Origin of the sequence: Tardiphaga sp. 20_F10_N6_6 (assembly GCF_052076045.1) — a bacterium.
GTDB classification, from domain to species: domain Bacteria; phylum Pseudomonadota; class Alphaproteobacteria; order Rhizobiales; family Xanthobacteraceae; genus Tardiphaga; species Tardiphaga robiniae.
Genome location: NZ_CP197239.1, coordinates 865,078 through 887,430, shown reverse-complemented (window position 1 = coordinate 887,430; position 22,353 = coordinate 865,078). Strand labels below are relative to the sequence as shown.

Sequence of the window (22,353 nt, the reverse complement as noted above, 5' to 3'; positions counted from 1 at the left end):
AGGACCGTCCTCCAACCAAGAGCTCCGATTTGTCCGCTCCCGAAGCTGCCCCCGTCGATGTCTCCATTGTCGTGCCCGTGCGCAACGAGCAGGACAATGTCGCGCCTTTGATCGCCGAGATCACCGCTGCGCTCGACGGCCGCTGGCCCTATGAGATTATCTACGTCAATGACGGCTCGACCGACGCCACGCCGGCTCGGCTGGCCGAGCTGATGCAGACGCGCAGCAATCTGCGCCGTATCGACCACGCCGCATCATCGGGCCAGTCGGCCGCCGTGCGTACTGGCGTGCGCAACGCCCGTGGCGCCATCGTGGCCACGCTGGATGGCGATGGTCAGAACAATCCGGCATTCCTGCCCAACTTGATTTCGGCCATTCAGGATGGCGGCGGCCGTGTTGGTCTCGCCGCCGGGCAGCGCGTTGGCCGCAAGGATACCGGCTTCAAGAAAGCGCAATCGAAGATCGCCAATGCTGTCCGCAACGCGATCCTGAAGGACGGCACCCGCGATACCGGCTGCGGCCTGAAGGCGTTCCGCCGCGATGTATTCTTGTCGATGCCTTATTTCGATGGTCTGCATCGCTTCCTTCCGGCCCTGGTGCGCCGCGAGGGCTTCGACATCGCCTATGTCGATGTCACCGATCGGCCGCGCCATTCCGGTGTGTCCAATTACGGATTTTTCGATCGACTCTGGATAGGCATCATGGATCTTGCCGGCGTCTGGTGGCTGATCCGCCGCAAGCGTACGACGCCGGTCGCAACCGAGTTCAAATAAATGCTGATTCAATACGGTCAGGCGCTTGGCGACTATATCTACGACGTCTTCGTCGCGAAGTTTGATTTCTGGCTCGCCTTTGGCTTGATCGCGCAACTGCTGTTTACCGCGCGCTTTCTCGTGCAGTGGATTTCCAGCGAACGCGCCGGACAGAGCGTTGTGCCGATGGCGTTCTGGTTTTTCTCGATGGCCGGCGGCTTCATGACGCTGATCTACGGCATCGCCAAGCGAGAGCCGGTGATCATCCTCGGCCAGGCCTTCGCCACGGTGATCTATGTCCGCAACATCATGCTGATCATCAAGAACCGCGGCAGCGGATCGAAGACGCTGTCGAATTGACAACACGAAGGCTTCGTTATCGCGTCAACGCGTCGATCCGGTCGGGCGGCAGCAGGGACGCGGTTCGAACAACGGCGATATCACCGAGCCGCATTGAGTGCAGCAAAGCCCCGTTCGAGATCAGCCTTCAGGTCATCCACGCTTTCTAGGCCGATATGGAATCGCAATGCGGGACCGCCGGGTGCCCATGTGGTGGCACTGCGGTAGTCCGAGCAGTCGAACGGGATGACGAGACTCTCGAAGCCGCCCCAGGAATAACCCATGCCGAACAGCTTGACGGTATCGAGCAGGGCATCGACGGCCTTTTGCGGCGATGGCTTCAGGATGATGCTGAACAGACCGGATGCGCCGGTGAAGTCGCGCTTCCAGATTGCGTGGCCGGGATGATCCGGCAAAGCGGGATGCAGCACCTTCAGCACTTCGGGGCGGGTCTGAAGCCACTGCGCCATCTCCAGCGCCGAGCGCTGATGATGTGCGAGCCGCACCGACATAGTGCGCAGACCACGTAATGCGAGGAACACGTCGTCCGGTCCGGCACAGGTGCCGAGCAGCTTGATGCCCTCCTGGATCAACGGCCACGCCGCGCCATTGGCGGAGATGGTGCCGAACATGATGTCGGAGTGACCTCCGATATATTTGGTCGCCGCTTGGATGCTGATATCGACGCCTTGTTCGAGCGAGCGATGATACAGCGGCGTGGCCCAGGTGTTGTCGTCGAGCACCAGCGCGCCGCGCGCATGCGCAATGCCGGCAATGAGAGGCACATCCGGCATTTCGAAGGATTGTGAGCCCGGCGCTTCGACCAGGACGGCGCGGGTATTCGATTTGAACAGCGCTTCAATGCCGGCGCCGATCAGCGGATCGAAATAGGTGGTCTCGATGCCGTAGCGTGCCAGCATGCCGTTGCAGAAATTGCGTGTCGGCCGATAGGCGCTGTCGCTGACGAGGAGATGATCGCCGGCCTTGAGCACCGAGAGCAGAGCGGTCGAGATCGCGGCGAGGCCCGATGGCACGAGCCCCACGCCGGCACATTTCGGGCCTTCCAGTGCCATCAGCGCTTCCTGCAATGCCTTGGTGGTCGGCGTGCCGTGGCGGCCATACTGAAACTCGCCGCGATGCGCGTGGAGGTCGTCGGCGGTCGGATACAGCACCGTGGAGCCGCGCACGACCGGTGGATTGACGAAGCCCCGCTGCGATTTGGTGTCGCGGCCGGCGGTGACGATCACGGTGTCCGTGTCGAGCGAGGTGGTGCCGTGATTATCGTTCGAAGCTGTCATAATGGGGCCGCCGGTCTGCAGGTGTTGCAAGGCCATTGGCATCTGGGTTGCCGAATGGCTGGTTCCGTCACTAAGAGGACACGGCGGATGGCCGTCAACCCCTTGACCCGGCTGGCTGATCGTTCTCTGTTGCGGACCTCGCGATCCCCCGCGGCACGTTGAGGGGCCTGCCGCGAAATCTGCGATTTCCTGCTGATTCGTACGGTCTTTTTAGATCGTCTCTGCTGTCGTTCGCCTTTCCGGTCGGGCCATTCACGGCTATGGAACTGATCCGTAGGCTCGTCATTCAATTCTTTGCGTCGACCGAGCGTCCTGACGTCCCCAAAGAGGCCTTACATGAAACGCGCAACCTTGATGTTCTCTCTCGCTCTTGCCGCCAGTCTGACCGCGCAAGGCGCATCTGCGCAGACGCTCAAGACCGTGAAGGACCGCGGCATGCTGTCCTGCGGCGTCACCCAGGGCTTGCCGGGTTTCTCGGCGCCGGATGACAAGGGCAACTGGGTGGGCTTCGACGTCGACCTGTGCCGCGGCATCGCGGCGGCGATCTTCAACGATGCTACCAAGGTGAAATATGTGCCGCTCTCGGCGAAGGATCGCTTTACTGCCTTGCAGTCCGGCGAGATCGACGTGCTGTCGCGCAATACGACCTGGACCCTGTCGCGCGATACGTCGCTTGGCGTGAACTTCGCCGGTATCAACTACTATGACGGCCAGGGTTTTCTGGTCCGCAAGGCGCTCAAGGTGAATTCGGCACTCGAGCTGAATAGCGCCTCGATCTGCCTGCAGACCGGCACCACCAACGAGCAGAATGTTGCCGACTATTTCAAGGGCAACAACATGAAGTATGAAGTGATCGCGTTCTCGACCGCCGACGAGACTATCAAAGCCTATGAGTCGGGCCGCTGCGACGTCTTCACGGCTGATCTCTCGCAACTTTATGCAGAACGCCTGAAGCTCACAGTGCCTGCAGATCATGCCGTGCTCCCTGAGGTGATTTCCAAGGAGCCGCTTGGCCCATTGGTGCGTCATGGCGATGATCAGTGGCTCGATGTGGTGCGCTGGACGCTGTTCGCGATGGTCAATGCCGAAGAGCTCGGGATTACCCAGAAGAACGTTGATGACCAGGCGAAATCCGACAAGCCAGAGCTGAAGCGCATCTTCGGCACCGACGGCAATCTCGGTGAAACGCTGGGCCTCACCAAGGACTGGTTCGCGCGCATCATCAAGGCGACGGGCAATTACGGTGAGGTGTTCGACCGTAATGTCGGCGCAGGCTCGAAGCTCGGGATCTCGCGCGGACTGAACCAGCTCTGGAACAAGGGCGGCATCCAATACGCACCGCCGATCCGCTGAGCGCATCATCGCCCGTGGCGACATCGACCGAAGCCAGAAAACCGCCGCTGCAACTCGTTGCAAAACTGCGACGTGTGCTGGGCGGGCAGGCGGGCTGGAGCGGCTTTGTGCTCCAGGTCGTGTTCGTCGCAGCCCTTGTCTGGATCGGCTATGAGATCGTCGAGAATGCACGCTCCAACCTGGCCGCGCAGAAGATCGCATCCGGCTTCGGATTCCTATCAAATACCGCGGGCTTTGCGGTCAGTCAGGCGCTGATCCCGTATTCGGAATCGGACACCTATCTGCAGGTGTTTTTCGTCGGCCTCGTCAACACACTCGTCGTGTCGCTGATCGGCATATTCTTTGCGACCATCATCGGATTCATCGTCGGCCTCGGCCGGATGTCGCCGAACTGGCTGCTGGCGCGGATCGCAGGCGGCTATGTCGAACTGATCCGTAACCTGCCGCTGCTGTTCCAGATCCTCTTCTGGTATCTCGCCGTGCTCGCCACACTGCCGCAGCCGCGGCAGAGTATCTCGTTGCTGGACAGTTTCTTTCTTAGCAATCGCGGCTTTGGATTGCCGAAGCCGATCGGGACGGAGGCTTTTACGGCGTTCGCGGTCGCTGTGATCGTTGCGATCATCGCCGCGCTGGTGTTGCGCGTTTATGCGCGACAGCAGCTCTTCGCCAAGGGGCGTGTAATAGCCGTCTGGCCGATCACCTTGGGCTTGCTGATCGGTTTGCCGTTGCTGACGGTGCTCGTGCTCGGCAAGCCCGTGACATTCGAGTATCCGGTACTGAGAGGCTTCAATTTCTCAGGCGGCCTGCGTGTGCTGCCGGAATTCGTCGCGCTGACACTAGCGCTCTCGACCTACACCGCCGCCTTCATCGCCGAGATCGTGCGCGCAGGCGTCCAGTCGGTGCATAAGGGACAGGCCGAAGCGGGCGCATCGCTTGGACTTAGCCGGGGTGCAACGCTCCGACTGATCGTGGTGCCGCAGGCGATGCGCGTGATCCTGCCACCGCTGACCAACCAGTATCTCAACCTCACCAAGAATTCGTCGCTGGCTGTTGCCATCGGCTATCCCGATCTGGTCTCGGTCTTTGCCGGGACGACCATGAGCCAGACCGGGCAGGCCATCGAGATCATCGCCATCACCATGGCGGTCTATCTCGTGATCTCGCTGGTCACGAGCGCGCTCATGAGCGTCTATGGCTGGCGGATCTCGCGGAGCATGGGCACATGAGCGATACCAGCTTCGTTGCAAGAGAACTGGTTGCAGAGCGCGCCGCTCCGGTGCGCAGCACGGGTTTCGTCGGCTTTGTGCAGACACGGCTGCTGAATTCACCGACCAATATTCTGCTGACTGTCATCAGCCTGTTGCTGCTGTGGTTCACCATTGCCCCCACGGTCAAATTCCTGCTGATCGACGCCGTCTGGCAGGGGCAAGACCGCACAGCGTGCCTGCCGGAAAACGTTGGCCACGCCGTTGGCGCCTGCTGGCCGTTCGTGCAGGCCAAGTTCACGCAGTTTATCTACGGCTTTTATCCTGAGTCGGAACGCTGGCGCGTCAATCTCACTTTCCTGCTGGGCGCGCTATTGCTGTTGCCGCTGCTGATCCCGCGTCTGCCCGCGAAGAGCGTGAATGCCGGACTGTTCTTCCTTGCCTTCCCTGTCGTGGCGTTCTTCCTGCTGTATGGCGGTGGCATCAATGGCTTCGGAATCAGTTGGGCCACGGATTTTCTGTCGACCGTCGCGGTCCACATCACGGATGTCGGTCGCCGGCTCAGGGGCATCGGCCTTCTGTCCGATATTGCTGTCATCGGTTATCCGCTTACGCTGATAGGCGACGGCGTCGTAGCATTCGGCGACGGCCTGCAACTCGTCGCGCTGCCGTTTGAGTGGTTACGCAACGAAGGCGTCAATCATGGCAAACCTGTCTGGTTCGAACTGACGACAACCGCCATCATTGTCTCGCTGCTTATGTTCTTGTTGAACGGCCACTTCCGCAGCGGCTGGCGTGCGCTGGCCAACAGTATCTCCGTCTTCGCTGGCATCGCCGTCGTCATCGCCCTGCTGCGGCTTGATCGTGGCGGATTGCCGATCGTCGATACGCGGCTCTGGGGCGGATTGCTGGTGACGCTGGTGGTGTCGATCACAGGCATCGTCACGTCGATGCCGGTTGGCATCGCGCTGGCACTTGGCCGACGCTCGACCATTCCGTTGATCCGGCTGTTCTCGATTGCCTTCATCGAATTCTGGCGCGGCGTGCCGCTGATCACCGTATTGTTCTTTGCGACCTATATGCTGCCGCTGTTCCTGCCGGGCAATTTCACTGTTGATGGGCTGGTGCGCGCGCTGATCGGCATAGCGCTATTCGCTGGTGCCTATAATGCCGAGGTGATCCGCGGCGGGTTGCAGGCGATCCCGCGCGGTCAGGCGGAGGCGGCAAGTGCGCTAGGCCTGTCCTGGTGGAAGACCACGCGTCTTGTGGTGATGCCGCAGGCGCTGCGCCATGTTATTCCCGGCCTCGTCAATAGCTTCATCGCGCTTTTGAAGGATACGTCACTGGTGTCGATCGTGGCGCTGTTCGATTTGCTCGGCCAACTCCGCGCGGCGTTCGCAGATCCGAACTGGTCGACGCCGACGACCTTGTTCACCGGTTTTGCCTTTACCGGCATCATGTATTTCGTGATGTGCTTCGGCATCTCGCGCTATTCGCTATTCGTCGAGCACCGGCTCAATGTGCATCGACGGAGTTGAGGTGACATGTCCGTATCCGTGAATCCCATCGTCTCGGTTGCCGGCCTCAACAAATGGTTCGGCGATTTCCACGTGCTGCGCGACATCGATCTTGCGGTCGGCCGCAGCGAGCGCATCGTGATCTGCGGGCCGTCGGGCTCGGGCAAATCGACGCTGATCCGCTGCATCAACGCGCTGGAGGAGTTTCAGGAAGGCCGCATCACGGTCGACGGCATCGAACTCGGTCCCAACCTGCGCCGCGTCGACGATATCAGGCGTGATGTCGGGATGGTGTTCCAGAGCTTCAACCTGTTTCCGCATCTGACGGTGCTTGAGAACTGCACGTTGGCGCCGATCTGGGTACGGCATATGCCGAAGAAGGACGCCGATGCTGCGGCGATGAAGTATCTGGAGCGGGTGCGCATTCCAGACAAGGCCAGTGCCTATCCCGGTCAGCTCTCCGGCGGGCAGCAGCAGCGTGTGGCGATCGCGCGAGCGCTGACGATGAATCCCAAGGTGATGCTGTTCGACGAGCCGACCTCGGCTCTCGATCCGGAGATGGTGAAAGAGGTGCTCGACACCATGGTCGATCTCGCCAATGAGGGCATGACCATGCTGGTCGTCACCCACGAGATGGGCTTTGCCAGGGAAGTCGCCAGCCGCGTCGTGTTCATGGATGCCGGACAGATCATCGAGGCGAATACACCGGACAAGTTCTTCGCCAATCCGCAGCATGCGCGGACGAAGCTGTTCCTGAGCCAGATTCTCCGCTGAGGCGTTGCGCCTCAGACTTTCTCGAACGGCACTAAGATATCGCTCTTCGTCTCCAGCCATGCCGGCACCGGCAGGTTCTTGCTGCGCATGAAGTCGGGGTTGAACAGCTTCGACTGATAGCGGCCGCCGGAGTCGCAGAGAAGGGTGACGATGGTCTTGCCCGGGCCCAACTCCTTCGCGAGATGGATCGCGCCGGCGATGTTGATGCCGGTCGAGCCGCCGAGGCAGAGGCCTTCGTGCTGCAGCAGGTCATAGATGACGGCGACGGCTTCCTCGTCAGGGATCAGGAAGGCGGTATCGACCTTCGCGGTCTCAATGACCGGCGTCACGCGGCCGATCCCGATGCCTTCCGTGATGGAATCGCCGGGCGTGGATTTGGCTTCGCCATGCTTGAACCAGTTATACATCGCAAAGCCATTTGGATCGGCGCAGGCCGTAACGATGTTGTTGTTCTTTTCCTTCAGGTAGCGGGTCGTGCCGGCCAGCGTACCGCCGGTGCCGACCGCCGAGATGAAGCCGTCCACCTTGCCGCCAGTCTGCTCCCAGATCTCCGGGCCCGTCGATTCGTAATGGGCTTTGGCGTTGTCGAGATTGTTCCACTGATCGGCAAACAGAACGCCGTTCGGCTCAGTCTTGCGCAGCTGATCTGCGAGCCGTCGTCCGACATGCTGATAGTTGTTCGGATTGGCGAATGGCAGCGCCGGCACTTCGATCAGTTCGGCGCCGTTGAGCCGCAGCATATCTTTCTTTTCCTGGCTCTGCGTCTCCGGGATCACGATCAGCGTGCGATATCCACGCGCGCTCGCCACCACGGCGAGACCGATACCTGTATTGCCCGCAGTCGACTCGACAATGAGACCGCCGGGCTTCAGATCACCGCGCTTCTCGGCTTCGAGGATCATCCATTTGCCGGCGCGGTCCTTCACCGACTGGCCGGGATTCATGAACTCGGCCTTGCCGAGAATGGTGCAGCCAGTCAGTTCGGATGCGCGCTTCAGCTTGATCAGAGGCGTGTTGCCGATCGCCTCGACGACGTCTTTGTTGAAGGTCATGGTGCTGAAATTCTTCGCTCGGGTTGTCGATCTCGCGGCGACCCTAGTGGAGGCCGCCGGGCCAGACAAGGGAAGGGTCTGGCCTCAAGATCTGGTGCCGCAGTGCGGAAAGTCCAGAGCGCGGGCTATGGGGCTTTTGCGAATACGACCTGGCGAACGTCGATATTGCCCGACAGGAAACCGGCCTCGCAATAGGCCAGGTAGTATTCCCAGAGCCGCCGGAACCGGTCGTCGAAACCGAGCGGCGTCAGGCTTGGCCAGGCCGCGCGGAAACTATCTCTCCAAGTCGCCAGCGTCTTGGCATAATCCAGTCCGAATATGCGTTCCTTGATGACAGGAACGCCGTATCTGGCCCCGAGGGATTTCAGGATTTCGGGCGACGGCAGCATGCCGCCGGGAAAGACGTAGCGCTGAATGAAGTCGACCTCGCGCCGATAGGTCTGGAAGAACTTGTCTTGGATCGTGATGGCCTGGATACCGATCAATCCGCCGGGCAGCAGCCGGTCGCGCAATTGTGAGAAATACTGCGGCCAGAACTGTTCGCCGACGGCCTCGATCATCTCGATCGAAGCGATGCGGTCATACTGTCCACGTTCGTCGCGATAGTCCTTAAACTTGATCTCGACCTTGTCGCCAAGGCCCGCGTCCTGCATCCGCTTACGTGCGAAATCGCGCTGCTCGGTCGAGATGGTGAGACCGGTGACATGCGCGCCGTAGTTCTTCGCGGCATATTCGGCAAAGCCACCCCAGCCGCAGCCGATCTCCAACACCTTCTGTCCGGGCTTCAGATCGATTGCTTCTGCAAGCCGGCGATATTTGTTGTTTTGCGCGGCCGTGAGATCCTGCGTACCGTCTTCGAAAATCGCGGACGAATAGGTCATGCTCGGATCGAGCCACGCAGAATAGAACGCGTTGCCGATGTCGTAATGCGCGTAGATGTTCTTGCGAGCTTGCCGCTTGGTGTTGCGGTTGAACCAATGGCGAACGATCTGCACGAAGCGCATCAGCGGATTGTTGCCGAGCATCACCTGAATGAGATCGTGATTGACGCAGAACAGATACAGGAATTGCGTGAGATCCGGCGTGTCCCATTCGCGGTGTAGATAGGCTTCCGCGATGCCGATATCGCCGCCATTCACAAGACGCGACGCGAACGCATAGCTGGTGATCGTCATCTCGGCGGCAGGACCAGGTTCCATGCCGCCGAGGCGGACACGCCGGCCATCGGGAAGTGTCACGTCGAGCGTGCCGCGGCGCAGACGTGAGCCGAAGCCCAATGCCAGTCGGACGATGCGCGGCAGATCGGGCAGCGCCTTGTCGACATTTTCCGGAGTAAGAACGATCAGGTCAGACATGCGCAGATCCAGGGGAGTTCGTGGTTCTGTGTTCGCATTCAAGTCGCATGGATGGATGTGCCTGCCGCTCTTCTGTCGGTCGGGACCGCCCTTGTGCGTTGCGAAATCCGATGAACGCGCGGGCGATTTTACAGGAGTATAAGCGCGGCTTTGTTTACTCGCCAAGCCGGTATTTCTCGCATGGCTTGCTTCACACGACACTAGGCGTATGCACCCTTGATCCAATAACCAGTCCATGCGTCGCAGAACCTGGTGCGGTGCTCGCCCTGAATCTGGTCGAGGCGCTTTCGCGCCGCGAGCGCCCTGGCGTCATCGTCGGCAATGCCTTGCAAACGGTTCATCCAGGTCACGGTTGGCATCCCCAGCGGTTTTCAAAATGGCGCCGACGGCACAGGGGAACGCAATCCGGCTGTCAGCAACAAATGAACACATGAAATCTTCGTAAGCCTGACCTGCCGGCGCTTCTGTCAGGGACCAAAAAACCCCACAAAATCGGGAGAATCTGTGCAAATCCGCTCATTTGCGGGCATCTAGCATTCGTGTCGCTTGCACGTTGCGACACGTAAGAACACTGTCCGCAGGATGATTGGGCAGCTAGAATGCGGGCTCGTTTCATTGACCAAGCATCACCCGGTGAACGTGTCTCAGGCTACATACTCCAACGCCTCGAACCTCGGCGCAAAGCGCGCGCGGCGGAGCCTTGTCCGGATGTCCGTGCGGTGAGTCTCCTGTTTGCGAAAAAGATCGGGCGTTCGGTCATCGCCTTTGCCGTTGTTGCCAGTTCGGCAGGCTGCATTTTGAGCAAGGATCTGCCTGATCCGGCCCTCGATATTCCCGAGGGCTATAAGGCGGCACGGCTCGCCAATCCGAACGGCGCCACGCCGACACTGGACTGGTGGCGCGGCTTTCGCTCCAGGGAACTGACGCAGCTGATGGAGGAGGCCCAGACGGTCAACCTCGATATCGCTGCGGCAACATCGCGAATCATGCAGGCCGATGCGCAGGCACGAATCACCGGCGCAGCGCTGCTGCCCAGCGTGAGCGGCGGCGGGCAGGAGACCTATTCGCGGACCTCGGGCTCCAGTTCCAGCGGTCTGACCAACGGCGGCCGCGAGGTGGTGACCTATTCGGCCTCGCTCTCGGCCAGCTACGAGATCGATTTCTGGGGCAAGAACCGCGACGCGGCGCTGGCTGCGGAAGAAACCTCGACGGCCAATCGTTTCGACCGCGACGTGGTGGCGCTGACCACTATGGCGGCGGTCGCCAATGCCTATTTCCAGGTGCTGACATCGCAGGACCGCATTCGCACGGCGGAGCGCAACATCGCCAGCGCGCAGCGCATCCTTGATGCGATCAAACAGCGCTTCAGTGCCGGCACCGGCACGGATCTCGATGTCGCGCAGCAGGAAAGCGTGCTGGCCAATCAGCGCGCCGCGGTGCCGCCGCTGCGGACCACGCTGGCGCAGAACGTCAATGCGCTCGCGACGCTGGTGTCCCGGCCCCCTGAAAGCGTGCGCGTGGCCGGCGGCTCGCTGAACACTATCGCCGCGCCGCGCGTCACGCCCGGTCTGCCGTCAGAGCTCCTGACCCAGCGGCCGGATATCCGTCGGCAGGAGGCGCAATTGGCCTCGGCCACGGCCAATGTCGGCAGCGCCCGGGCGCAGTTCTTTCCGAGTATCCAGTTGACCGGCTCGGGCGGTTATCAGAGCGCAGCGCTGGCCTCGCTGTTCCAACCCAACGCCGCCTTCTTCAGCCTCGTCGGCGGCCTGACCCAGCCGATCTTCGATGGTGGGCGGATCCAGGGTAATTTTGAGCTGACCCAGGCGCGTCAGGACGAGCTGCTGCAGACCTATCGCAAGACGGTCGTGCAGTCCTTCGCCGACGTCGACAACGCGCTGGTCGCGATTCGCCAGACCACCGAGCGGCTCCGGCTGCAGCGCGAGGTGGTCCGGGCGTCGAAGCGGGCCTTCGAGCTGTCCGAGCAGCAATTGCGCGCCGGAACCGCTGACATCGTAACTGTGCTAAACACCCAGCTGACGCTGTTCCAGGCGGAAGATGTCCTGTCGCAGGCGCAACTGGCGCGGCTGCAGGCGATCATCAGCCTCTATCAGGCGCTGGGGGGCGGCTGGGAGCCGAAAATGGAAAGACCGGTCAATGCTCTTTAAGCCGGAGTTGAAAGAGGCCGCGAAAGCGACTGGCGACGGTGTCGCCAAGGTCGCCGGCAAGGCGCGCCGCCGTACTGTGTCGATTGCCGTGACGCTGCTGATCCTCGGCGGGCTCGGCTATATCGGCTGGAACGCCTTCCAGCAGCGTCAGACCGCCAACCGCGGCGGTTTCCGACCGGACATGATGACGGTGCCGGTGCTTGCGGCGACGCCGAAGATCCAGGACGTGCCGGTCTATCTCGATGGCGTCGGCTCGGTGAAGGCCTTGAACAATGTCACCGTGCGCGCACAGGTCGACGGCAAACTGATCAAGGTCAATTTCAAGGAAGGCCAGGACGTCAAGGCGGGCGATGTGCTCGGCGAGATTGACCCGGTCCTCTACAAGGCGCTGTACGATCAGGCTGTTGCCAAGAAAGCGCAGGACGAGGCGACGCTGGCCAATGCACGGCTCGACCTGATCCGTTACCAGCAGCTTGCAACGTCAAACGCCGGCTCCAAACAGCAGGCCGACACCCAGAAGTCTCTCGTTGCCCAGCAGGAGGCGCTGGTGAATGCCGATCAGGCTGCCATCGACAATGCCGCCGCAACGCTGAGCTACACCAAAATCATCGCGCCACTGTCCGGCCGTGCCGGCCTGCGTCAGGTCGATCAGGGCAACATCATCCACGCGTCCGATACCACGGGCCTCGTGGTGATCACGCAACTGCAGCCTATCGCAGTACTGTTCAGCCTGCCGCAGCAGCAAATCGTTCGCGCCAACGCCGCTGCTGCCAAGGGCACGTTGATGGTCGATGTATTCGGCAATGACGGCGTCACCGTCATCGACACCGGTACGCTCACCGGCATCGACAATCAGGTCGATACAACCACCGGCACAGTGAAGCTGAAGGCCGAATTCCCGAACCCGAATTATCAGCTCTGGCCCGGTCAGTTCGTCAATGTGCGGCTGAAAGTCGAGACCCTGAAGGATGCGATGGTGGTGCCGACCTCGGCTGTGCAGCGCGGTCCCGCCGGTACATTCAGTTACGTGATCGAGGAGGGCGACATCGTCAAGGCGGTGCCGGTCACCGTGACGCAGCAGAACGAGACCACGGCCGTCATCGCCAAGGGCCTGTCGGCAACCGAGCGTGTTGTCACCACGGGTTTTGCCAATCTCGCAGAAGGATCGAAGGTGTCTGTCGGCACCAACGATCAGGAACCGACCGCCGACTTGGCACCACGCAAGCGTGGCGGGGGCAAGGGTAATGATGCCGGCGAGCGCCGTGGTAAGCGTGGTCAGAATTCGGGTGGCGCGGGCGGCCAGGGCAATCCGCAGGCACCGATTGGCCAGACGCCGCCTCCAGCCAGTCCGAGCGCTGCGCCATCGGGAGCGAAGTAGCCATGATGCTCGCACGATCGATCGCTTGAGTTGATGATTTCGATACCAAAGAGCGCACAGTCATGAGCGTCTCGGAACCCTTCATCCGCCGGCCCATCGCGACGTCGCTGCTCGGCATCGCGTTGTTGATCGGTGGCGCGCTTGGCTACTTCGGGCTTCCGGTATCGGCGCTGCCGCAGGTCGATTTCCCGACCGTGCAGGTCTCGACGCAATTGCCGGGCGCGAGCCCCGAAGTGACAGCGTCGCTGATCACCGCGCCTCTGGAACGTCAGCTCGGACAGATTCCGTCACTGTCATCGATGACCTCGACGAGCTCGTTCGGCGTCAGCCAGATATCGCTGCAGTTCGACCTGAACCGCGACATCGATGGCGCGACCCAGGACGTGCAGGCGGCGATCAATGCCGCCGCCGGCGTTCTGCCGAAGAACCTGCCATACCCGCCGGTCTATGCGAAGGTCAATCCGGCCGACGCGCCGGTGATGACGTTGGCGCTGACCTCGGACACCATCTCGCTGCGATCGATGAGCGATCTGTCCGATACACTCCTGGCGCAGCGGCTCAGCCAGATTTCGGGTGTCGGCAAGGTTGCCGTGCTTGGCGGCTTGAAGCCGGCGGTGCGTGTGCAGGCGGATCTGGCGCGGCTCGCTGCCTATGGCATCGCGATGGAAGACCTCCGTACGGCGATTGCCGGCGCCAACGTGTCAGGTCCCAAGGGCTCGCTCGATGGCGCGCAGCAAGCTTACACCATTGCCGCTAACGACCAGATCGCGGCGGCGGATCAGTATCGGCCGATCATTATCGCTTATCGCAACGGATCCCCTGTCACCATCGGCGACATCGCGCAGATCGTCGATGGGCTGGAAAACGACCGCACGGGCGGTTGGTATCAAGGCACGCCCGCCGTCATCATCGAGATCCAGCGTCAACCCGGTGCAAATGTCATCGAGGTCGTCCGCCAGATACGCGAGGAAATTCCGAAGGTGCAGCGCTCGATGCCGGCCGGTGTCAAGCTGACCATCGTGAGCGACCGCACCGTGACCATTCGCGCCTCGGTCCATGACGTGCAATTCACGCTGATGCTGTCCGTCATCCTCGTGACTTTGGTGGTGCTGCTGTTCCTCCGGTCGCTGCGTGCAACGCTGATTGCCGGCGTGGCGCTGCCGCTGTCGCTGATCACGTCCTTCGGCGTGATGTATTTCGCCGGCTTCAGCCTCGATAATCTCTCGCTGATGGCGCTGACCATCGGCACCGGCTTTGTCGTCGACGATGCCATTGTGATGATCGAGAACATCGTCCGTCACATGGAAGATGGCGAGAGCCCGATGGAAGCGGCGCTGGCGGGAGCGAAGGAAATCGGCTTCACGGTGATCTCGCTAACGGTGTCGCTGATCGCTGTCTTCATCCCGCTGCTGTTCATGTCCGGCCTTGTAGGCCGCATGTTCCGCGAGTTTGCGATGACGCTGACCATCGCCGTGGTGATGTCCGCCGTGGTCTCGCTGACGTTGACGCCGATGATGTGCTCGCGACTTTTGAAGCACACCAAGGATGAATGGCAGGTGCCGGGTCTGGGAGCCGTTAGCCGCTTCATCGACCGTATGGTGGCATTCTATCACCGCACGCTGCTGTGGGTGTTGCAGCATCAGCCAGCGACGCTGGTCGTCACGTTCCTGACCATCGTCGCAACGCTGGGCCTCTATGTCATCGCCCCCAAGGGCTTCCTGCCGCTGCAGGACACCGCCTCGATCACGGCTGTGACGGAGGCTGGTGCCGACGTGTCCTTCACGGAAATGCAGAGCCGGCAGGGCGCGGCAGCCGCAGCGATCCAGGCCGATCCGGATGTAACGGGAATCATCTCGGTGATCGGCGGCGGCTCGGTCAATCCGACCACCAATGTCGGCCGGCTGGTGATGACCCTGAAGCCGCGCGGCGAGCGCAAGGACGACATGAACGCCGTGATCGCGCGGCTCAAGGATCGCGTGGCCGCGATCCCTGGCATGACTGTGTATTTCCAGCCGGTGCAGGATATCCAGATCAGCACGCAAGCGAGCCGTTCGCAGTATCAATATACGCTGACCGGCACCGACGCGGCACAAGTCACCGAATGGTCGCAGAAGCTGGTCGCCGAATTGCGCCGCGATCCGATGTTCCGCGATGTGTCCTCGGAAGCGCAGACTGGCGGATTGCGGGCCTCGCTCGATATCAACCGGCAGCGCGCCGGTCAGCTCGGCGTCAATCTGCAGGGCGTCACCGACACGCTGAATGATGCCTTCGCGCAGCGCCAGATTTCGACCATCTACGGACAGGCCAATCAGTACCGCGTTGTGCTGGAGGCATTGCCGTCACAGCAGCGCGATCCCGACGTGCTGTCGAAACTGTATCTGCCCGGTGTGGCCGGCGCGCAGGTGCCGCTGTCGGCCGTAGCCACACTGACGCGTACCACGGCGCCACTGGCGATCTCGCATCAGGCGCAATTCCCCGCCATCTCGCTCAGCTTCAACCTTGGACCAAACGAAGCGCTTGGTGACGCGGTTGAGGAAGTCAAAAAGATCGAGACCCGGATCGGCATGCCAACCAGCATTGTCGGGATGTTCTCCGGCGATGCTGCGGAATTCTCCAAGTCGCTGTCAGGGCAGCCTTGGCTGATCCTCGCGGCGCTGGTGACGATCTATATCGTGCTCGGTGTGCTTTATGAGAGCTACATCCATCCGATCACCATTCTCTCGACGCTGCCATCGGCTGGTGTCGGTGCGATCCTCGCATTGATGCTGACCGGGCAGGACCTGTCGGTGATTGGGCTGATCGGCATCATCCTGCTGATGGGCATCGTCAAGAAGAACGCGATCATGATGATCGACTTCGCACTGGATGCCGAGCGCAATCGTGGCATGGCGCCCGAAGCCGCCATCGTGGAAGCCTGTCTACTGCGGTTCCGGCCCATCATGATGACGACGCTGGCGGCATTGTTTGGTGCGTTGCCGCTGGCGATCGAAAGCGGCACCGGCGCAGAGCTGCGCTTCCCGCTCGGTGTGTCGATCATCGGCGGTCTGCTGCTCAGCCAGATACTGACGCTCTACACCACGCCGGTGATCTATCTGGGGCTGGATCGCATCAACCGCCGGTTCGAGAAGAGTGCGCCGCCCGTTGCGGGTGCAGCCGGAACGGCGGGAGTAGGGGGGCCGCCCTAGTGGCTTCCATCTCCATCTCAGCGCCATTCATCATGCGGCCGGTCGGCACCACGTTGCTGGCGATCGGACTGTTTCTTCTCGGCGTCGTCGCCTATCACTTCCTGCCGGTCGCCGCGACACCCAATGTCGATTTTCCGATGATCCGCGTACAGGCGTCGCGCCCGGGCGCCGATCCGTCGATCATGGCGGCGACCGTCGCAGCGCCCCTAGAACGACGTCTGGGCATCATTGCCGGCCTCGATCAGATCACCTCAACGAGTTCGCTGGGCTCGACCAGTATTCAGTTGCAGTTCGCGATCGGCCGCGATGTCGATCGCGCCGCGCGTGACGTGCAAGCCGCGATCAATGCGTCGATGGCCGATCTGCCAACCGATCTTCCGACACTGCCTACGTTCCGCAAGGCCAACCCGTCCGCCGCACCTGTCTTCATTCTCGCTTTGACGTCGCCAACGATGTCCGCGTCCGCGATCTACGATGTCGCCGACACCGTGATCGTACAGCGGCTGTCGCAGGTGCCCGGGGTCGGCGAAGTCACTGCCAGCGGCGCCGACCAGCCCGCGGTGCGCATCCAGCTCAATCCGGTCGCGCTGTCGAATGCCGGGATCGCCACCGACGACGTGCGCACCGCCATCGTCAATGCCAATCCGCTTGGTCCTGTCGGCATCTTCCAGGGATCGCGGCAGAGCGAGACGATCTCGATGAATCCGCAGATGCGCACGGCGGAAGAATTTCGCGAGATCATCGTCAAGAGTTCGAACGGCAATTATCTGCGGCTGTCTGATGTCGCCGATGTTCAGGATGCGACGCGCAACAGCCGCTCGGTTGCCTGGTTCAACAAGCAGCCGGCGGTGCTGATCCAGATCACCAAACAGGGCGACGCCAACGTCATCGACACCGTCGATCGCGTGAAAGCGCTGATCCCCGATCTGAAACAATGGATTCCTGCCGGGATCGAGATTTCTGTTCTGACCGATCGTACCGGTACCATTCGCGCCTCGGTCGAGGACATGGAGTGGACGCTGTTTGCCACGGCCGTACTGGTGATGGCCGTGGTGTTCCTGTTCCTGCGTCGTGGCACGCCGACCATCGCAGCCGGCGTCTCGGTGCCGCTGGCGCTGGCCGGCACCTGCGTCGGCATGTGGCTGGCCGGCTTCTCGATCAACAACCTGTCGCTGATGGCGCTGGCGATCTCTGTCGGCTTCGTGGTCGACGACGCCATCGTCATGATCGAGAACATGTACCGCAATCTCGAAGAGGGCATGGCGCCGATGCAGGCGGCGCTCGCCGGCGCCAGACAGATCGGCTTCACGGTGCTGTCGATCAGCCTGTCGTTGATTGCTGCCTTCATCCCGCTGATCTTCATGGACGGTCTGGTCGGCCGATTGCTGCGCGAATTCTCGTTGACGCTGACATTCTCGATTGTCGTCTCGACGCTGGTGTCGCTGACGGTGACACCGATGATCTGCGCGCAATATATCAAGAGCGGTCTGTCGAGTACGGAGACCCGTTTTGACCGTATTGTTGAAGGCACGCTGTCCCGCGTCGTGGCGTTTTATGAGCGCACGCTGCATGTGGTGCTGGGTTTTCCATTCCTGACGCTGCTGGTGTTCTTCGCCACCATCGCGCTGACGATCACGCTCTACATCAAGACGCCGAAAGGTTTTTTCCCGAACGACGACAGTGGCTTCGTGATCGGCGCAACGCGCGCATCGGCCGATGTCTCGTTTCAGGCGATGCTCGGATTGCAGCAGCATATGGCTGATCTCGTGCTGAGCGATCCCGGCGTGGCCAGTATCGGTTCGTCGCTTGGCGGCACGGGCGGGCCGGGCGGCGGCGGCGCCAACCGGGGCACCATGTTTATCGCCTTGAAACCACCAGAGGAGCGCAACGGAGCATCGACTGAAGACGTCATCAATCGGTTGCGTCCGAAGCTCAGCGCGGTTCCGGGTATCCGTCTCTTCATGTTTGCCGCGCAGGATCTGCGCGCCGGCGGACGCCAGAGTGACTCCAACTATCAATACACGCTGACCTCGACCAATCTCGATCTCCTGCAGAAATGGGCACCGCTGGTCGGCAAACGGCTGGAGAGCGTCGAGGGCATCACCGACGTGTCGAGCGACCGCGATCCCGGCGGATTGCAACTGACGCTGACCATCGACCGCAAGATGGCATCGAGCCTCGGCGTCAAGGTGCAGGACATCGATAACGCGCTTAACAACGCGTTCTCGCAACGGCAGATTTCGACGATCTACACCCAGCGCAACCAGTACAAGGTGGTGCTGGAAATCGATCCGAAACTCCAGAACGATCCGTCCGATCTCGATCGTATCTATGTCGCGGGCCTGAATGGGTCGCAGGTGCCGTTGTCGGCGGTTGTGCGCATGTCGCGCACGTTGTCGGCGTTGGCGGTGTTCCACTCGCAGGGGTTCCCGTCGACGACGGTGTCGTTCAACACGCTGCCCGGCGTGCAGCTCGACGCCGTAACCGGCAACATCCAGCGCGCGGTCGACGAACTGCATATGCCCGAAGGAATCCGGGGAGGATTCGACGGCAATGCCGGTGACTTCAGCAAGACGACGGGGCGGCAGCCACTGCTGATCCTCGGCGCACTCATCGCGATGTATATCGTGCTGGGCGTGCTCTATGAGAGCCTGGTGCACCCTCTGACCATCATCTCGACGCTGCCCTCGGCGGGACTCGGCGCGTTGCTGGCATTGCAGATCACCAATACGCCGCTGACCGTGATCGCCTTCGTCGGCATCATTCTCCTCATCGGTATCGTCAAGAAGAACGGAATCATGATGGTCGACTTCGCCATCGAGGCGGAGCGGCATCGCGGACTGTCGCCCGCCGAGGCGATCTTCGAGGCCTGCACCGTGCGCTTCCGCCCAATCCTGATGACCTCGCTGGCGGCGGTATTCGCGGCGATCCCGCTGGTCATCGCAACCGGGCCGGGCACGGAACTGCGCCGCCCGCTGGGCATCACCATCATCGGCGGGTTGTTCGTCTCGCAGGTGCTGACGCTTTACACCACGCCGGTGATCTATCTCCTGATCGATCGGCTGCGTAACCGCTCCCGCCCGGCACCGCTGCCGGCCCCGGCCGAATAGCCAGATCCGGGCGTTACGGCGGTTGAAGCCTCGGGCCGCGCGGCGTATAGCGGGCAATGTCCAAGAAATCAGATCTGCAAGCCGCTGAGGTCGCTGAAGCGATCCCGGAATGTCCGCACTGCCACAAGCCGATGCCGCTGTGCATCTGCGACAGCATCACGCCCATCGACAACAAGATCGAGCTCCTGATCCTGCAGCATCCGCAGGAGCAAGACAGGGCGCTGGGCACCGCCCGCGTCGCCGCGCTACATTTCAAGAAGGCCACGGTCAAAATCGGCCTGTCCTGGCCGAGCCTCGTCAAGGCGCTGGGCAAGCCGGTCGCCGATCCCGCCCGCTGGGCGATCCTCTATCTCGGCTCGGCCAAGGTCACCGATTACGAGACCGACCGGGATATCCTCGCCATCGACCGCAAGGGTCAGGCTGAGGAAAACCAGCGCGCATTGCTGAAAGACATCCAGGGCATAGTGCTGCTCGACGGCACCTGGAGCCAGGCTAAGGCGCTGTGGTGGCGCAATGCCTGGATGCTGAAATGCCAGCGCGTGATCCTCGGACCGGCCAAACCGTCGCTCTACGGCAAGCTGCGCCGCGAACCGCGCAAGGACGGCCTGTCGACCATCGAAGCCGCGGGGATGTTGCTGGCCAGCCTCGAACGGAAGCCGGAGATCGAGACCACGCTGAACGAGGCTTTCGAGCGGATGCTGGCGAAATATCGCGAAGCCCAGACCGTCATGCCGGAACTGGCGCCAAAGCCCAAACCCAAGCGCGACTGGCGGCGTAAGAAGCACGCCTGATCGCGTTCGGTTTTGATTGATCCCGGCCTATCGGCTGCTGGGCGGCGGACCGACGCCGGCTTCACGCTCGTCACTCGATGATGACGGTCTGACGAGCGACGGAAACGGATTGCGGAACAGTCCGCCGCGCGCTTCTTCCACGACGGGTGCGGGAGGCGGTGCCGGGGCTGCGGCCTGCGGCGGCACCACTGGAACCGGCAGCTTCTCGCACTTCAGGGAGTAGACCAACTGGCCGTCGGCGGTCCGGCCGATCGGCGCGCAGGGATCGGTGCGGGCAGGAACGGGCGGTTTGGCCTGGGCCCAGCCTGGCGAGGTCATCAGCAACGTTGCGATCAAGACCCGGATGTTCATCGTGCCCCCTAGGGTTGGCAGGATGCTACGATCAATACTCCAATCTTGCCAAGCGAAGTGTTGCAGCGCACCACTCATAGCAGTCGCGCCCCGATCGCGGGTCCGGCAGGCTAAGTTGTTGATTGGATTGATGGAGGCCACGTCGGGAATCGAACCCGAATAAACGGTTTTGCAGACCGGCGCGTAACCATTCCGCCACATGGCCCCATAGCGGGTTAGTTACAGACCGTTCGCCATTTAGGCAATGCCCGGCTGAAATCTTTCATGGGGTCCGACAGACCGACACAAGATCAGCAGGAGGCCTGCCAGCCATCCGGAAACGGAATCAGCGGCCAGGGGCCGTCATTGTCGTTCGCAGCGGTCGGAATCGGGGCGAAGAACATTTCCTGGCTGCGCAGATCGTCCCGCACATCGGCCTCGATTTCGGCCCGGACCGTCTCCAGCAGATAGTCAAATTCGGCTTCGCTCATCTTTTAGCTCCCTGTCTTGGGGAGCAATCTGACGCAAAGCCTTTGTTGGGCTGTTGAATGGATCGTTCAAATTGTATCGATCCACACGCGAGGTCCGTCATGGTTACCGGGACGTTTACCTCACTGGATCAATGGCGTGGCTCGCGAACGCCGATCAAGCATCGCCGACGGTAACGTTAAACTGTCTGGGCTGTAACGGGTGTGTCTGTCTCCAGCAGCGTATCCAGCATTTTGCGGCCCCTGGTGCTGGCCTGCATCAGGGGATCCGCCTTGAAGGTCGACTTCAGGAAGCTCGATACCGCGCGGATGCGCGGCACGAATTGCAGATCGTTATGGACGTTGATCCACAGCTCGCGCGTGGTCGACAGCTTGTCGTGCAGCACCGGGATCAGGTCGGGGCGACGCGCAGTCGCAAAACTCGGTAGCAGTACGAGCCCGACACCGCCCGCCGCAGCATTCATCTGTGCGCACATGCTGTTGGAATGGAACGAGACCGGCGGGCTCTTGATGATGTCATCGAGCCAGCGCACGGAGTCGAGCTGGATCTGGTCGTCGATATAGGTGACGAAGCTGTGCTTTGTGAGTTCGGATGGGCTCTTCGGCATGCCATGTGCGTCGAGGTACCCCTGTGCCGCATAGAGCCCGAGCTGAAAGCAGCCGATCCGCTCCGAGACCATGCCCTGGCCGGTGGGGCGGAAGAAGCTCAGAAACAGATCGGCCTCGCGCCGGTTCACCGAGACGCTTTGTGGTGATGTCAGCAATTCGACGGTCAGGTCGGGATGCAGTTTGCGCAGTTCGACGAAGCGATAGGCGAGGTAGAGCGAGGCGATGCCTTCCATCGTGGCGAGACGGACCCGGCCAGCCATACGGCTGCCGCCGCATTGCACGTCTTCCCGCATGGCGATCACGGCGCTTTCGATGCGCTCGGCATGGCAGAGCAGGCGGTCGCCCGTCTCGTTGACCTTCAGTCCGGACGGCAGTCGCTCGAACAACGCCACGCCGAGGGTGCTCTCGAGATGCGCGATGCGGCGACTGATGGTGGATTGATCGACCCGGAGGCGCTTGGCCGCACTGCCTAGGCTGCCGCCGCGTGCCGCGTGAATGAAGACCTTGAGGTCATCCCAATCGAGCGATTTGAAGTTTTCCATGCAGAGTTAACAGCAAGAGCTGTGCCAGCACGCGTCGCTGGGACGCCATGTCGCGGTGGAAAAGCCAGTCTGCAAGGCCCTTTGCAGGATTGTCTATACCCCGAGCGATC

General features: G+C 61.6%; 18 protein-coding genes and 1 tRNA gene. 11 read left to right on the top strand and 8 right to left on the bottom strand.

Annotation, left to right across the window (positions count from 1 at the left end; genetic code table 11):
* Positions 1-29 precede the first annotated feature (29 nt).
* A complete protein-coding gene (locus AB7813_RS04145) occupies positions 30-773 on the top strand; it encodes a glycosyltransferase family 2 protein (protein WP_184516724.1) in 744 nt (247 codons plus the stop codon).
* Positions 774-1,112 carry a lipid-A-disaccharide synthase N-terminal domain-containing protein gene (locus AB7813_RS04140; RefSeq protein ID WP_092143185.1) on the top strand — a complete coding sequence of 113 codons (339 nt, stop codon included), beginning with the start codon at positions 774-776 and terminating at the stop codon, positions 1,110-1,112.
* Between the two features lie 80 nt (positions 1,113-1,192).
* Here the strand turns inward: AB7813_RS04140 and metC are convergent, their stop codons facing one another.
* Positions 1,193-2,389: a cystathionine beta-lyase gene (gene metC, locus AB7813_RS04135; protein WP_175368989.1), complete on the bottom strand. Its 1,197-nt coding sequence runs from the start codon at positions 2,387-2,389 to the stop codon at positions 1,193-1,195.
* A gap of 336 nt (positions 2,390-2,725) precedes the next feature.
* On the opposite strand from metC, the gene AB7813_RS04130 reads away from it, so the two are divergent.
* From AB7813_RS04130 to AB7813_RS04115, 4 genes are read left to right on the top strand one after another with little or no spacing between them, the layout of a single operon-like run.
* Positions 2,726-3,742 carry an amino acid ABC transporter substrate-binding protein gene (locus AB7813_RS04130; protein WP_093758538.1) on the top strand — a complete coding sequence of 339 codons (1,017 nt, stop codon included), beginning with the start codon at positions 2,726-2,728 and terminating at the stop codon, positions 3,740-3,742.
* Between the two features lie 14 nt (positions 3,743-3,756).
* Complete coding sequence (locus tag AB7813_RS04125) at positions 3,757-4,968, top strand: amino acid ABC transporter permease (RefSeq protein WP_441227903.1); 1,212 nt, start codon at positions 3,757-3,759, stop codon at positions 4,966-4,968.
* Positions 4,965-6,485, top strand: coding sequence for an amino acid ABC transporter permease (locus AB7813_RS04120; protein WP_184516718.1), 1,521 nt, complete (start codon positions 4,965-4,967; stop codon positions 6,483-6,485). The genes AB7813_RS04125 and AB7813_RS04120 overlap by 4 nt, the downstream gene beginning before the upstream one ends.
* A gap of 6 nt (positions 6,486-6,491) precedes the next feature.
* A complete protein-coding gene (locus AB7813_RS04115) occupies positions 6,492-7,238 on the top strand; it encodes an amino acid ABC transporter ATP-binding protein (RefSeq protein ID WP_439063907.1) in 747 nt (248 codons plus the stop codon).
* 11 nt (positions 7,239-7,249) lie between these two features.
* Here the strand turns inward: AB7813_RS04115 and AB7813_RS04110 are convergent, their stop codons facing one another.
* The 3 genes from AB7813_RS04110 to AB7813_RS04100 form a co-directional block, all read right to left on the bottom strand.
* On the bottom strand, positions 7,250-8,290 hold the full coding sequence (locus AB7813_RS04110; RefSeq protein WP_231080657.1) for a cysteine synthase A: 1,041 nt from the start codon (positions 8,288-8,290) through the stop codon (positions 7,250-7,252).
* A gap of 125 nt (positions 8,291-8,415) precedes the next feature.
* The gene (locus tag AB7813_RS04105) at positions 8,416-9,645 is read right to left on the bottom strand and encodes a class I SAM-dependent methyltransferase (RefSeq protein WP_439063906.1); all 1,230 of its coding nucleotides are present in this window, start codon (positions 9,643-9,645) and stop codon (positions 8,416-8,418) included.
* 200 nt (positions 9,646-9,845) lie between these two features.
* Positions 9,846-9,995, bottom strand: coding sequence for a hypothetical protein (locus AB7813_RS04100; protein WP_439063905.1), 150 nt, complete (start codon positions 9,993-9,995; stop codon positions 9,846-9,848).
* A gap of 393 nt (positions 9,996-10,388) precedes the next feature.
* Here AB7813_RS04100 and AB7813_RS04095 point away from each other — a divergent pair, with 393 nt between their 5' ends.
* From AB7813_RS04095 to AB7813_RS04075, 5 genes are all read left to right on the top strand, one after another.
* Positions 10,389-11,810 (top strand): efflux transporter outer membrane subunit, encoded by a 1,422-nt coding sequence (locus AB7813_RS04095; protein ID WP_439064625.1) that lies wholly within the window; start codon positions 10,389-10,391, stop codon positions 11,808-11,810.
* Positions 11,800-13,188, top strand: a complete 1,389-nt coding sequence (locus AB7813_RS04090; protein WP_439083437.1) for an efflux RND transporter periplasmic adaptor subunit — start codon at positions 11,800-11,802, stop codon at positions 13,186-13,188. Before AB7813_RS04095 ends, AB7813_RS04090 begins: the two co-directional genes overlap by 11 nt.
* A 62-nt stretch (positions 13,189-13,250) precedes the next feature.
* The gene (locus AB7813_RS04085; protein WP_439083438.1) at positions 13,251-16,373 is read left to right on the top strand and encodes an efflux RND transporter permease subunit; all 3,123 of its coding nucleotides are present in this window, start codon (positions 13,251-13,253) and stop codon (positions 16,371-16,373) included.
* Between the two features lie 32 nt (positions 16,374-16,405).
* Positions 16,406-19,483, top strand: a complete 3,078-nt coding sequence (locus tag AB7813_RS04080; protein ID WP_439084232.1) for an efflux RND transporter permease subunit — start codon at positions 16,406-16,408, stop codon at positions 19,481-19,483.
* Positions 19,484-19,539: 56 nt separating this feature from the next.
* Positions 19,540-20,274, top strand: coding sequence for a tRNA-uridine aminocarboxypropyltransferase (locus AB7813_RS04075; RefSeq protein WP_439083439.1), 735 nt, complete (start codon positions 19,540-19,542; stop codon positions 20,272-20,274).
* Between the two features lie 27 nt (positions 20,275-20,301).
* Here AB7813_RS04075 and AB7813_RS04070 read toward each other — a convergent pair whose 3' ends face one another.
* From AB7813_RS04070 to AB7813_RS04055, 4 genes are all read right to left on the bottom strand, one after another.
* Entirely contained in the window at positions 20,302-20,625 is a 324-nt protein-coding gene (locus AB7813_RS04070; protein ID WP_175368861.1) for a hypothetical protein, read from the bottom strand.
* Between the two features lie 131 nt (positions 20,626-20,756).
* Positions 20,757-20,830: transfer RNA gene (locus AB7813_RS04065), tRNA-Cys, on the bottom strand.
* A gap of 85 nt (positions 20,831-20,915) precedes the next feature.
* Positions 20,916-21,095 carry a hypothetical protein gene (locus tag AB7813_RS04060; protein ID WP_068736432.1) on the bottom strand — a complete coding sequence of 60 codons (180 nt, stop codon included), beginning with the start codon at positions 21,093-21,095 and terminating at the stop codon, positions 20,916-20,918.
* A 176-nt stretch (positions 21,096-21,271) separates the two neighbouring features.
* Positions 21,272-22,243, bottom strand: coding sequence for a LysR family transcriptional regulator (locus AB7813_RS04055; RefSeq protein WP_439063902.1), 972 nt, complete (start codon positions 22,241-22,243; stop codon positions 21,272-21,274).
* Between the last annotated feature and the right edge of the window lie 110 nt (positions 22,244-22,353).

What these genes read in the sequence shown, in the direction of transcription:
- AB7813_RS04055 (WP_439063902.1), bottom strand. Translation starts at nt 22,243, where the DNA reads ATGGAAAACTTCAAATCGCTCGATTGGGATGACCTCAAGGTCTTCATT.
- AB7813_RS04120 (WP_184516718.1), top strand. Translation starts at nt 4,965, where the DNA reads ATGAGCGATACCAGCTTCGTTGCAAGAGAACTGGTTGCAGAGCGCGCC.
- AB7813_RS04085 (WP_439083438.1), top strand. Translation starts at nt 13,251, where the DNA reads ATGAGCGTCTCGGAACCCTTCATCCGCCGGCCCATCGCGACGTCGCTG.
- AB7813_RS04130 (WP_093758538.1), top strand. Translation starts at nt 2,726, where the DNA reads ATGAAACGCGCAACCTTGATGTTCTCTCTCGCTCTTGCCGCCAGTCTG.
- AB7813_RS04075 (WP_439083439.1), top strand. Translation starts at nt 19,540, where the DNA reads ATGTCCAAGAAATCAGATCTGCAAGCCGCTGAGGTCGCTGAAGCGATC.
- AB7813_RS04090 (WP_439083437.1), top strand. Translation starts at nt 11,800, where the DNA reads ATGCTCTTTAAGCCGGAGTTGAAAGAGGCCGCGAAAGCGACTGGCGAC.
- AB7813_RS04115 (WP_439063907.1), top strand. Translation starts at nt 6,492, where the DNA reads ATGTCCGTATCCGTGAATCCCATCGTCTCGGTTGCCGGCCTCAACAAA.
- AB7813_RS04140 (WP_092143185.1), top strand. Translation starts at nt 774, where the DNA reads ATGCTGATTCAATACGGTCAGGCGCTTGGCGACTATATCTACGACGTC.
- AB7813_RS04060 (WP_068736432.1), bottom strand. Translation starts at nt 21,095, where the DNA reads ATGAGCGAAGCCGAATTTGACTATCTGCTGGAGACGGTCCGGGCCGAA.
- AB7813_RS04110 (WP_231080657.1), bottom strand. Translation starts at nt 8,290, where the DNA reads ATGACCTTCAACAAAGACGTCGTCGAGGCGATCGGCAACACGCCTCTG.
- AB7813_RS04105 (WP_439063906.1), bottom strand. Translation starts at nt 9,645, where the DNA reads ATGTCTGACCTGATCGTTCTTACTCCGGAAAATGTCGACAAGGCGCTG.
- AB7813_RS04080 (WP_439084232.1), top strand. Translation starts at nt 16,406, where the DNA reads ATGCGGCCGGTCGGCACCACGTTGCTGGCGATCGGACTGTTTCTTCTC.
- AB7813_RS04070 (WP_175368861.1), bottom strand. Translation starts at nt 20,625, where the DNA reads ATGAACATCCGGGTCTTGATCGCAACGTTGCTGATGACCTCGCCAGGC.
- metC (WP_175368989.1), bottom strand. Translation starts at nt 2,389, where the DNA reads ATGACAGCTTCGAACGATAATCACGGCACCACCTCGCTCGACACGGAC.